The organism is Duganella aquatilis, from assembly GCF_009674565.1.
GTDB classification, from domain to species: Bacteria; Pseudomonadota; Gammaproteobacteria; order Burkholderiales; family Burkholderiaceae_D; genus Rugamonas; species Rugamonas aquatilis.
In genome coordinates this window covers 15190-27181 of the sequence record NZ_WKJL01000024.1, presented here as the reverse complement: position 1 = coordinate 27181, position 11992 = coordinate 15190, and the positions used below count along the sequence as shown (strand labels likewise).

At 63.8% G+C, this 11992-nt stretch carries 12 protein-coding genes; all 12 read left to right on the top strand.

Annotated elements, in window-relative coordinates:
- Window positions 1–55 precede the first annotated feature (55 nt).
- On the top strand, window positions 56–598 hold the full coding sequence (locus GJ698_RS24375; protein ID WP_154360463.1) for a DUF2059 domain-containing protein: 543 nt from the start codon (window positions 56–58) through the stop codon (window positions 596–598).
- A 22-nt stretch (window positions 599–620) separates the two neighbouring features.
- The gene (serC, locus tag GJ698_RS24370; protein ID WP_154360462.1) at window positions 621–1718 is read left to right on the top strand and encodes a 3-phosphoserine/phosphohydroxythreonine transaminase; all 1098 of its coding nucleotides are present in this window, start codon (window positions 621–623) and stop codon (window positions 1716–1718) included.
- A gap of 3 nt (window positions 1719–1721) precedes the next feature.
- A complete protein-coding gene (pheA, locus tag GJ698_RS24365) occupies window positions 1722–2795 on the top strand; it encodes a prephenate dehydratase (RefSeq protein ID WP_154360461.1) in 1074 nt (357 codons plus the stop codon).
- 19 nt (window positions 2796–2814) lie between these two features.
- A complete protein-coding gene (gene hisC / locus GJ698_RS24360) occupies window positions 2815–3924 on the top strand; it encodes a histidinol-phosphate transaminase (protein WP_154360460.1) in 1110 nt (369 codons plus the stop codon).
- A complete protein-coding gene (locus tag GJ698_RS24355; RefSeq protein WP_208023877.1) occupies window positions 3925–4842 on the top strand; it encodes a prephenate dehydrogenase in 918 nt (305 codons plus the stop codon). It abuts the gene before it with no gap.
- A 105-nt stretch (window positions 4843–4947) separates the two neighbouring features.
- The gene (gene aroA, locus GJ698_RS24350) at window positions 4948–6261 is read left to right on the top strand and encodes a 3-phosphoshikimate 1-carboxyvinyltransferase (protein ID WP_154360459.1); all 1314 of its coding nucleotides are present in this window, start codon (window positions 4948–4950) and stop codon (window positions 6259–6261) included.
- 5 nt (window positions 6262–6266) lie between these two features.
- On the top strand, window positions 6267–6935 hold the full coding sequence (gene cmk, locus GJ698_RS24345) for a (d)CMP kinase (protein WP_154360458.1): 669 nt from the start codon (window positions 6267–6269) through the stop codon (window positions 6933–6935).
- Window positions 6911–8689 carry a 30S ribosomal protein S1 gene (gene rpsA / locus GJ698_RS24340; RefSeq protein ID WP_267874839.1) on the top strand — a complete coding sequence of 593 codons (1779 nt, stop codon included), beginning with the start codon at window positions 6911–6913 and terminating at the stop codon, window positions 8687–8689. Before cmk ends, rpsA begins: the two co-directional genes overlap by 25 nt.
- 10 nt (window positions 8690–8699) lie before the next feature.
- A complete protein-coding gene (locus tag GJ698_RS24335) occupies window positions 8700–9005 on the top strand; it encodes an integration host factor subunit beta (protein ID WP_072787195.1) in 306 nt (101 codons plus the stop codon).
- Between the two features lie 108 nt (window positions 9006–9113).
- Complete coding sequence (locus GJ698_RS24330) at window positions 9114–9416, top strand: LapA family protein (RefSeq protein ID WP_154360456.1); 303 nt, start codon at window positions 9114–9116, stop codon at window positions 9414–9416.
- A gap of 14 nt (window positions 9417–9430) precedes the next feature.
- Window positions 9431–10606, top strand: a complete 1176-nt coding sequence (lapB, locus tag GJ698_RS24325) for a lipopolysaccharide assembly protein LapB (protein ID WP_154360455.1) — start codon at window positions 9431–9433, stop codon at window positions 10604–10606.
- Between the two features lie 15 nt (window positions 10607–10621).
- On the top strand, window positions 10622–11989 hold the full coding sequence (locus tag GJ698_RS24320) for a UDP-glucose dehydrogenase family protein (RefSeq protein ID WP_154360454.1): 1368 nt from the start codon (window positions 10622–10624) through the stop codon (window positions 11987–11989).
- The last annotated feature ends 3 nt before the right edge of the window (window positions 11990–11992 follow it).

Here is an 11992-nt window from a genome sequence, read left to right as displayed (position 1 = left end):
CCAAGACTATTGCGCGACAATAGAACTGGCCCCGTTTTTATTTTAAGGACACGACATGAAGAAATTCGTAGCATGCCTGACCGCCTCGCTGGCATTGCTCGGCGCCCCGGTCGTGGTGCACGCGCAGGCGCCCGATGCCGCTGCCACCGCCGCCGCCCAGGAGTTGTTCGAGTCGATGCATTACCGCTCGCTGATGGTGGACATGATGCGTCAGATGTCGCAAAACCTGTCCCAGACCATCCGTCCGATGCTGGAAGCGGCGATCAATAACGACAAAACGCTGAGCGCCGAACAGCGCAAGCTGGCGCTGGGCAAGATCGACAGCAAGCTGCCGCAGATCAATCAGGTGATGGCCGAGTTCCTGAACGATCCGACGCTGGTGGACGAGATGATGGCGCAAGCGGTGCCGTTGTACGCCCGTAATTTCACCGCCGACGAGATCCGCCAGATTGCCGCTTTCTACCGCACGCCGGTAGGCGCTAAGATGCTGGCTGTCATGCCCAAACTGGCCGCCGAGAGCATGCAGTCGAGCCAGCAGCTGATGATCAAGCGCACGCAGTCGATGATGCAGAAGCTGATCGAGGCGATGCAGGACTAGAGTAATCATTTAAAGGAACGTAATGACGCACATCTACAATTTTTCCGCCGGCCCTGCCGTACTGCCGAAGGAAGTGCTGACGCAAGCTGCCGCCGAAATGCTGGACTGGCACGGCAGCGGCATGTCGGTGATGGAGATGAGCCACCGCGGACCGGAGTTTATGTCGATTTACAAGGCGGCCGAGCGCGATCTGCGCGAGCTGCTGGCAGTACCGGACAATTACAAGATTTTGTTCATGCAGGGGGGCGGCCTGTCGCAGAACGCCCTCGTGCCGTTGAACCTGCTGGGCCACAAGCCCGCCGGCGCAACCATCGATTTCATCCACACCGGTTCGTGGTCGGCCAAATCCATCAAGGAAGCCGGCAAATACGCCAACGTGAACATCGCCGCCTCGTGCACGACAGCGGTGCCGCCGCAGCGCGAGTGGCGGCTGACGCCCGGCGCGGCCTATCTGCACATGTGCACCAACGAGACCATCGACGGCGTCGAATACGATTTCGACGGCGGCGTGCCGGATGCCGCCGATCCGCGCCTGGACGGCGTGCCGCTGGTGGCTGACATGTCCTCGCACATCCTGTCGCGCGCGATCGACGTGTCGCGGTACGGCGTGATCTTCGCCGGCGCGCAGAAGAACATCGGCCCGGCCGGCGTCACCATCGTCATCATCCGCGACGATCTGCTGGGCCAGGCGCTGCCGGCGTGTCCGTCGGCGTTCGACTTCAAGCTGGTGGCTGACAACGAATCGATGTACAACACGCCGCCGACCTACGGCATCTACATCGCCGGCCTGGTGTTCCAGTGGCTGAAGGCGCAGGGCGGCGTGGCCGAGATGGAGCGCCGCGCCAGGGTCAAGGCCGAACTGCTGTACGCCGCGCTGGACGTCGACGACTTTTACCAGAACCGCGTGGCGCCAGCCAACCGCTCGCGCATGAACGTGCCCTTCTACCTGAAGGACGAAAGCAGGAACGAAGCATTCCTGGCCGGCGCCAAGGCGCGCGGCCTGCTGCAACTGAAGGGCCACAAGTCCGTCGGCGGTATGCGCGCATCGATCTATAACGCGATGCCTATCGAGGGCGTGCAAGCGCTCGTAGACTACTTGAACGAATTCGCTGGCCGATAAACTATGAACGACAAACTCAAACCCTTGCGCGAGCGGATCGACTCGATCGACGCGCAAATCCTCGACCTGCTGAACCAGCGCGCCAAGGTGGCGCAGGAAGTGGGCCATGTGAAAGCGGAAACCGGCGCGCCGGTGTTCCGTCCCGAGCGCGAGGCGCAGGTGCTGCGCGGCGTGGCCGAACGCAATCCCGGCCCGATGGGCAACGCCGAGCTGCAAACCATCTGGCGCGAGATCATGTCCGCCTGCCGCTCGCTGGAAAAGCGCGTCACCGTGGCCTTCCTCGGCCCGGCCGGCACCTACAGCGAACAGGCGGTGTACGAGCAGTTCGGCACCGCCGTCGACGTGCTGCCTTGCTCGTCGATCGACGAAGTGTTCCGCGCCACCGAAGCCGGCACCGCCGAATTCGGCGTGGTGCCGGTCGAGAACTCGACCGAAGGCGCCATCGGCCGCACGCTGGACCTGCTGCTGCATACGCCGCTGACCATCAGCGGCGAAGTGTCGCTGGCCGTGCGCCACAGCCTGCTGACCGGCAGCGGCAATATGGACGGCATCACCGCCATCTGCGCCCACGCGCAGGCGCTGGCGCAGTGCCAGATCTGGTTGAACAATAACTACCCGGAGATCGAGCGCATCGCCGTCTCCTCCAACGCCGAAGCGGCACGCATGGCGCGCGACGACCATGGCATCGCCGCGATTGCCGGCGAGCGCGCCGGCGTGCGCTACAGCCTGGGCACGGTCAAGGCCAACATCCAGGACGACCCGCACAACCGCACGCGCTTCGCCGTCATCGGCCAGCTGCAGGCCGGCCCGTCGGGCGAAGACCGCACCTCGCTGGCGCTGGCGGCGCCGCACAAGGCCGGTTCGATCTACCGCCTGCTGGGATCGCTGGCGCAGCACGGCGTGTCGATGACGCGCTTCGAATCGCGTCCGGCCCGCACCGGCACGTGGGAATATTATTTCTACGTCGACGTCGAAGGCCATGTGCAGAATCCAGCGGTGGCCAAGGCGCTCGATGAGCTGCGCGGCAACGCCGCATTCTTCAAGGTGCTGGGTTCCTACCCGGTGAGCCTGACCTGATAACAAAGAGAGACCAGACATGAGCAAGCACTACGGCCCGGAATACGTCCGCGCCATCGCCCCCTACCAGGCCGGCAAACCGATCGCGGAAGTCGCGCGTGAATTCGGCCTGGATGAAGCCAACATCGTCAAACTGGCGTCCAACGAAAATCCGTTCGGCGTGCCGGCATCGGCGCAGCAGGCCATGGCCGCCGCCGTGGCGGAACTGGGCCGCTACCCCGATGCGAACGGCTTCGACCTGAAAGGCGCGCTGTCCAGGCGTTATAACGTGCCGGCCGACTGGATCACGCTGGGCAACGGCTCCAACGACATCCTGGAAATCGCCGCCCACGCGTTTGTGGAGCGCGGCCAGTCGATCGTGTATTCGCAGTATTCGTTTGCCGTCTACGCGCTGGCGACGCAGGGCGTGGGCGCGCAGCACATCGTGGTGCCGGCCAAGGCTCACGGCCACGACCTGCCGGCGATGCTGGCGGCGATCCGCGACGACACGCGCCTGGTATTCATCGCCAATCCCAACAACCCGACCGGCACCTTTATTCCGGCGGCCGAGATCCAGGCCTTTCTGGACAAGGTGCCGGCTCACGTCGTGGTGGTGCTGGACGAGGCCTACAACGAATTCCTGGCCGCCGAACACCAGTTCGAATCGGCCGAATGGGTGAAGAAGTATCCCAACCTGCTGGTGTCGCGCACCTTCTCCAAGGCCTATGGCCTGGCGGGCCTGCGCGTGGGCTTCGCGATTGCGCAGCCGGCGCTGACCGATCTGATGAACCGCATCCGCCAGCCGTTCAATGTCAACTCGCTGGCGCAGGCGGCGGCCATCGCGGCGCTCAACGACAAGGCCTTCCTGGAGCAGGGCGCGGCCAACAACGCCGCCGGCTACCGGCAGTTTGTCGAAGCGTTCGAGAAGCTGGGGCTGGAGTACGTGCCGTCGTTCGGCAACTTCGTGCTGGTGAAAGTCGGCAGCGATGCCGGCGCCGGCGCGCGCGTGAATTTGTCGTTGCTGAAGCAGGGCGTGATTGTGCGCCCGGTCGGCAACTACGGCCTGCCTGAATGGCTGCGCATTTCCATCGGCCTGCCGCAGGAAAACGCCGTCTTCATCGCGGCGCTGTCGAAAGCATTGGCGGAGTAAATGCTGAACAAAGTCGTTATTTTTGGCGTAGGCCTGATCGGCGGCTCGTTTGCGCGGGCGCTGAAGAAGGCAGGCGCGGTGCGGAGCATCGTCGGCGTGGGCCGTTCCGCCGCGTCGATGGCGCGCGCGCTGGAGCTGGGCATCATCGACGCCATCGGCGTGGCCGGCGAACCGGCCTCGCTGGCCGAAGCGCTGCGCGGCGCCGACCTGGTGCTGCTGGCGGCGCCGGTGGCGCAGACCGAGGCGATCCTGGCGGCGATCGCGCCGCATCTGGACGCCGGCACCGTGGTCACCGACGCCGGCAGCACCAAGTCGGACGTGGTGGCAGCGGCGCGCCGCGCGCTGGGCGGCAAGGTGGCGCAGTTCGTGCCGGGCCATCCGATCGCGGGCCGCGAGACCAACGGGCCGGATGCGGCGATCGACCATCTGTACATCGGCAAGAAGGTGGTGCTGACGGCGCTGGACGACAACGCGGCGGCCGATATCGAACGCGTGGCGGCCGCATGGCGCGCCTGCGGCGCCATCATCCACCGTTTGACGCCGCAGGAGCACGACAAGGTGTTTGCGGCGGTCAGCCATCTGCCGCATTTGCTGGCCTATGCGCTGGTGGACGACATCGCCCGCAAGCCGCATGCGGACTTGCTGTTCCAGTATGCGGCCAGCGGCTTCCGCGATTTCACGCGGATTGCCGGCTCGTCGCCGGAGATGTGGCGCGACATCAGCCTGGCCAACCAGCCGGCGCTGTTGGCCGAGCTGGACGCGTACATGGCACAATTGACGCAGCTGCGCGCGCAACTGGCGGCCGGCGACGGCGCGGCGCTGGAAAGCGTCTACAGCAACGCCCAGCACGCCCGCCACCAATGGATCACCGCGATCGAAACGGCCGAAGCGCCGGCGTCGCAGGATAAAGCAGATTAAACCCGGGGTCAGGTCCCTCATTTCTACACGGCCTCGGCCGTAGCGGCTGTTACGGTAGGGCTCGTGTAGAAATGAGGGACCTGACCCCGAAGTTGAAGGAATAAAATGACTCACGAATATCTCGACCTGCAAACGGTCTCTCACGTGCAGGGCGTTGTGCGCCTGCCTGGCTCGAAATCGATTTCCAACCGCATCCTGCTGCTGGCGGCGCTGTCGCAGGGGCAGGTGGCGATTGTCGATCTGCTGGCGTCGGACGACACCGCCGTCATGCTGGCGGCGCTGCGCTCGCTCGGCGTGCAGTGGACCGAGGAGAAGACCGCCACCGGCACCGTCCACCACGTCACCGGCGTGGCCGGCGTGCTGCCGAATAGATCGGCCGATCTGTTCATGGGCAACGCCGGCACGGCGATCCGCCCGCTGACCGCCGCGTTGGCCGTCATCGGCGGCGATTACACGCTGCACGGCGTGCCGCGCATGCATGAACGCCCGATCGGCGATCTGGTCGACGCGCTCAACGCCGCCGGCACCAACGTCGGGTACACCGGCAATCCGGGCTTCCCGCCGCTGCACATCAAGCAGGGCAGGATCACCACCGAGCGCCTGTCGGTGCGCGGCGATGTGTCGAGCCAGTTCCTGACCGCGCTGCTGATGGTGGCGCCGCTGATGGCCAAGGAGCATGCGATCACCATCGACGTCGTCGGCGAACTGATCTCCAAGCCGTATATCGAGATCACGCTGAACCTGATCCGCCGCTTCGGCGTCAAGGTCGAGCAGAACGGCTGGGCCTCGTTCACCATCCAGCCGGGCCAGGTCTACCAGTCGCCGGGCACCATCCACGTCGAGGGCGACGCTTCGTCGGCGTCCTACTTCCTGGCGGCCGGCGCGATTGCCGGCGGTCCGGTGCGGGTCGAGGGCGTGGGCAAGGACAGCATTCAGGGCGACGTGCGCTTCGCCGCCGCGCTGGAACAGATGGGCGTGCAGATCACCATGGGCGACAACTGGATCGAGGCGCGCGCCAACGGCCCGCTGAAAGCCATCGACGCCGACTTCAACCACATTCCCGACGCCGCCATGACCATCGCCATCGCCGCGCTGTACGCCGACGGCACCAGCACGCTGCGCAACATCGCCAGCTGGCGCGTCAAGGAAACCGACCGCATCGCCGCCATGGCGACCGAGCTGCGCAAGCTGGGCGCCACGGTGGAGGAGGGCGCGGACTACATCCAGGTCACGCCGCCGGCCGCGCTCAGCCCTGCTACCATTGATACCTACGACGACCACCGCATGGCGATGTGCTTCTCGCTGGCCGCGCTGGACGGCGCGCTGCGCCAGGGCGCGGCGGTGCGCATCAATGATCCGAAGTGCGTGAACAAGACCTTCCCCGACTACTTCACCGCCTTTGCCAAAATAGCACGATAACCGATATGCCAACTTCCCAGATTCCAGTCATCACCATCGACGGCCCGACCGCTTCCGGCAAGGGCACGGTCGCGCATCGCGTCGCCGACAAGCTCGGTTTCCATTACCTGGACTCGGGCGCGCTGTACCGCCTGACTGCGCTGTCGGCGCTGCGCCGCGGCACCGACCTGGCCGACGAGCACGCGCTGGCCAAGCTGGCCGAGCACCTGCACTGCAGTTTCCAGGGCGGCGACATCATTTTGTCGCATGAAAACGTCAGCGACGCCATCCGGGCCGAAGAGGTCGGCAACACGGCTTCCAAGATCGCCACCTTCCCGGCGGTGCGCCACGCGCTGGTGGGGCTGCAGCTGGGCTTCCGCAAGGCGCCGGGGCTGGTGGCGGACGGCCGCGACATGGGCTCGGTGATCTTCCCGCACGCCCCGCTGAAGGTGTTTTTGACCGCCTCCGTGGCGGCGCGCGCGGGGCGCCGATATAAGCAATTGATAGACAAGGGTTTTTCTGCTAAGATGGAAGACCTACTGATGGATTTGCAGGCGCGGGACGACCGGGATACACACCGGACCATCGCGCCGCTGGTCCCCGCAGAGGGGGCGCATGTGCTCGATACCTCGGAAATGAATGCTGACGAAGCAGTCGACCAGGTCTTGAAATGGTACGCCAGTATCACCAAGTAGCATCTTTTATCAACCTAACCCAGTTGAAGACGCATACCGCGAGCCTTACTGGTAACCTGGAAGCAACAATGTCTAATATGGAAAGTTTTGCAGCCCTCTTCGAAGAATCCCTGTCGCGTCAAGACATGCGTTCGGGCGAAGTGATCTCGGCTGAAGTCGTTCGTCTGGATCACAACTTCGTGATCGTCAACGCCGGCCTGAAATCGGAAGCATTCATCCCTGTTGAAGAATTCAAAAATGACCAAGGCGAACTGGAAGTCAAAGTAGGCGACTTCGTTTCCGTGGCCATCGAATCGCTGGAAAATGGTTTCGGCGATACCATCCTGTCGCGCGACAAAGCCAAGCGTCTGGCTTCGTGGCTGGCACTGGAAAAAGCAATGGAATCGGGCGAGATCGTCGTCGGTACCGTGAACGGCAAAGTCAAGGGCGGTCTGACCGTTCTGACCAACGGCATCCGTGCCTTCCTGCCAGGTTCGCTGGTCGACACCCGTCCGGTCAAAGACACCACCCCGTTCGAAGGCAAAACCCTCGAATTCAAAGTCATCAAACTGGACCGCAAGCGTAACAACGTGGTTCTGTCGCGTCGCGCCGTCATCGAAGCTTCGATGGGCGAAGAGCGTCAGAAACTGATGGAAACGCTGAAAGAAGGCACCGTGGTGACCGGCGTTGTGAAAAACATCACCGACTACGGCGCGTTCGTGGACCTGGGCGGCATCGACGGCCTGCTGCACATCACCGACCTGGCATGGCGTCGTGTGCGTCACCCATCGGAAGTGCTGACCGTGGGTCAAGAGATCACCGCCAAAGTCCTGAAATACGATCAAGAGAAAAACCGTGTTTCGCTGGGCGTGAAACAACTGGGCGACGATCCTTGGACCGGTCTGTCCCGTCGTTACCCACAAGGCACCCGTCTGTTCGGTAAAGTCACCAACCTGACCGACTACGGCGCGTTCGTCGAAGTTGAGCAAGGCATCGAAGGCCTGGTGCACGTGTCGGAAATGGACTGGACCAACAAAAACGTCGCTCCAAACAAAGTTGTCCAACTGGGCGACGAAGTAGAAGTGATGGTTCTGGAAATCGACGAAGAGCGTCGTCGTATTTCGCTGGGCATGAAACAGTGCAAAGCCAACCCATGGGACGACTTCGGCGTGACCCATAAGAAAGGTGACAAAGTCAAAGGCGCGATCAAATCGATCACCGACTTCGGCGTGTTCATCGGTCTGGCTGGCAACATCGACGGCCTGGTGCACCTGTCCGACCTGTCGTGGACCGAGTCCGGCGAAGAAGCCGTGCGCAAGTTCAAGAAAGGCGACGAACTGGAAGCCATCGTTCTGGCGATCGACGTTGAGCGCGAGCGCGTGTCCCTGGGCGTCAAGCAACTGGAAGGTGACCCATTCAACAACTTCGCCGCCATGAACGACAAAGGTTCGCTGGTAACCGGCACCGTGAAATCGGTGGAGCCTAAAGGCGCCGTGATCCAACTGTCGGAAGAAGTTGAAGGCTACCTGCGCGCTTCGGAAATCTCGCGTGACCGCGTGGAAGATGCTGGCACCCACCTGAAAGTCGGCGATTCCGTCGAAGCTCTGGTGATCAACATCGACCGTAAAGCACGTTCGATCCAGCTGTCGATCAAAGCGAAAGACTCGGCTGACACCGCTGAAGCGATGAAAAACATCGCTTCGGACAGCAGCGCCGCTTCGGGCACCACCAGCCTGGGCGCACTGCTGAAAGCCAAGCTGGACAACAAAAACTAAGAACTAGTCGATGACTAAGTCCGAGCTCATCAACCGCCTGGCTGAGCGTTATTCTCAGCTGGTGGCCAAGGATGCGGAATATGCCGTCAAGACCATACTGGATGCGATGACCAACGCCTTGTCGACTGGTCAGCGCATCGAGATCCGCGGTTTTGGCAGCTTTGCCCTCAACAGCCGGCCGCCACGCATCGGACGTAATCCGAAGTCGGGCGACAAGGTGATGGTGCCCGAAAAACGGGTGCCTCACTTCAAGCCGGGCAAGCAATTGCGCGAGCGGGTTGACGCGATGGTTGGGCAACCGATCATCGAGGACTGAAGCATACGCTGGAAATAAAAAGCGGCATCCCTCGGGAGGCCGCTTTTTTTTTGCGGGCGCTAGTGCGATACTGGCGCTCTCGGAACTAACACCACAGGACACCGGCTGATGAAATTCATCTCCACCCTTATAGGCTTCGTTATATTCGTCTTGTTTTTCGGCTTCGCGCTGAAAAACTCGCAGGAAGTCGACCTGCATCTGTTCCTGCACTACGAGCTGCGCGGCCCGCTGGTGCTGATGCTGCTGGGCTTTTTCGTCGCTGGCGCCGTGCTGGGCGTGCTGGCGCTGACGCCCACCGTGTTCCGCCACCGCCGCGAAACGAACAAGCACAAGACCACCATCCACACGCTGCAAACCTCGGCGCAGCAGGCCACGCGCCAGCCGCAGCCCGACAGCGTCACCCCACAATAAAAAAATAGACACACATGGAATTAGAACTCTGGTGGTTACTGGGCATCCCTATCCTGTTCGGCCTGGGATGGCTCGCCGCGCGCGTCGACATCCGTCAACTGCTGTCCGAGTCGCGCACGCTGCCGCGCGGCTATTACAAGGGCCTGAATTTCCTGCTCAACGACCAGCAGGACAAGGCGGTCGACGCCTTCATTGAAATCCTCCAGCTGGACCCGGAATCGGCCGATATGCACTTCGCGCTCGGCAACCTGTTCCGCCGCCGCGGCGAGACCGAACGCGCCATCCGCGTGCACCAGAACCTGCTGGCGCGCCCGGATCTGCCGCAGGAGCAGAAGGAGCACGCGCAGTATGAACTGGGCATGGACTACCTGAAGGCCGGCCTGCTGGACCGCGCCGAGGAAACCTTCAACACCATGCTGCACGGCCAGTACGCGGTGCAGGCGCGCCGCGCGCTGCTGGAGATCTTCCAGCGCGAGAAGGAGTGGCCGCGCGCGATCGAGGCCGCCATCGGCCTGCAGGAAGCCGGCGCCGGCTCGCGCCAGAAGCAGATCGCGCAGTTCTACTGCGAACTGGCGCAGGACGCGCTGGTGCACCTGCATCCGCAACAGGCGCTGGAGCTGCTGGACAAGTCGCTGCTGGCCGACCGCGTCAACGTGCGCGCCACCATGCTGACCGGCGACGCCCAGCTGGCGCTGGGCGATGTCGAAGGCGCGCTGATGACCTGGCGCCGCGTCGAGCAGATCAGCGTGCCGCACGTGGCGCTGGTGGCGCAGCGGCTGATGGACGGCTACCGCAAGGTGGGCCGGCCGCAGGAGGGCGTCAACCTGCTGAAATCCTACCTGGAACAGGCCTCGTCGATCGATCTGATCGAAGTGGTCTACAAGGCGGTGCTGGAGCTGGACGGCATGGACGCGGCCAAGCAGCTGATCTCGAATGAGCTGCGCCGCACGCCGACCCTGCTGGGCCTCGACAAGCTGCTGGAAGCGCGCCTGATGGACGCCCCGCCGAACCTGGTGTCGGAGCTGTCGATGGTGAAGAACCTGGTGCACAGCTACACCCAGAAGCTGGCGCGCTACCAGTGCAGCCACTGCGGCTTCAAGGCGCGCCAGTTCTACTGGCAGTGCCCCGGCTGCAGCCGCTGGGAGACCTACCCGCCGCGCCGCACCGAAGAATTGAATGTCATGAATTAAAGGCTTACACACACCATGAAAATCACCATTATCGGCACCGGCTACGTTGGCCTGGTCACCGGCGCCTGCCTGGCGGAGCTGGGCAACGACGTGTTCTGCCTCGACGTCGACCAGAAGAAAATCGACCTGCTGAACAACGGCGGCATCCCGATCCACGAGCCGGGCCTGGAAGAAGTGGTCGCGCGCAACCGCGCCGCCGGCCGGATCCAGTTCTCGACCGACGTCGCCGCCTCGGTGGCGCACGGCGAGGTGCAGTTCATCGCGGTCGGCACGCCGCCCGACGAAGACGGCTCGGCCGACCTGCAATACGTGCTGGCCGCCGCCCGCAACATCGGCAAGCACATGACCGGCTTCAAGGTCATCGTCGACAAGTCCACGGTGCCGGTCGGCACCGGCGACCGCGTGAAAACGGCGCTGCGGGAAGAGCTGGCCGCGCGCGGCGTCGACGCCGGCTTCTCGGTGGTGTCGAATCCCGAATTCCTGAAAGAGGGCGCGGCGGTGGAAGACTTCATGCGCCCGGACCGCATCGTCATCGGCCATGACAGCAGCGCCGAAGGCCTGCAGGCGGCGGCGCTGATGAAGAAGCTGTACGCGCCGTTCAACCGCAACCACGAGCGCACCTTCTGGATGGACGTGCGCTCGGCCGAGTTCACCAAGTACGCCGCCAACGCCATGCTGGCCACCCGCATCTCGTTCATGAACGAACTGGCCAACCTGGCCGACCGCGTCGGCGTCGACATCGAGGCGGTGCGTCACGGCATCGGCTCCGATCCGCGCATCGGCCACAGCTTCCTGTACGCCGGCGCCGGCTACGGCGGCTCGTGCTTCCCGAAAGACGTGCAGGCGCTGGAACGCACGGCGCGCCAGTACCAGCAGGACCTGCTGATCCTGCGCGCGGTGGAGGCGGTCAACGACAAGCAGAAGCTGGTGCTGGGCCGCAAGGTGGTGCAGCGCTTCGGCGCGGACCTGGCGGGCAAGCACTTCGCCATCTGGGGCCTGGCCTTCAAGCCGAACACCGACGACATGCGCGAAGCGCCGGCCCGCGTGCTGGTGCGCCAGCTGCTGGACGCCGGCGCCACCGTGGCGGTGTACGATCCGGTCGCCATGACCGAGGCGCAGCGCGTGCTGGCGCTGGACCTGAGCGCCGAGGAACTGGCGCGCGTGCGCTTCGCCGCCAGCGCCATGGACACGCTGGACGGCGCCGAGGCGCTGGTCATCGTCACCGAATGGAAGGCGTTCCGCGCGCCGGACTTCGACCGGATCAAGGCGGCGCTGAAGCAGGCCGTGATCTTCGACGGCCGCAACCTGTTCGAACCGGAGGTGATGGCGCAGGCCGGCTTTGAGTACCACGGCATCGGCCGTTCCATCCTGACCCGCAGCTGACGA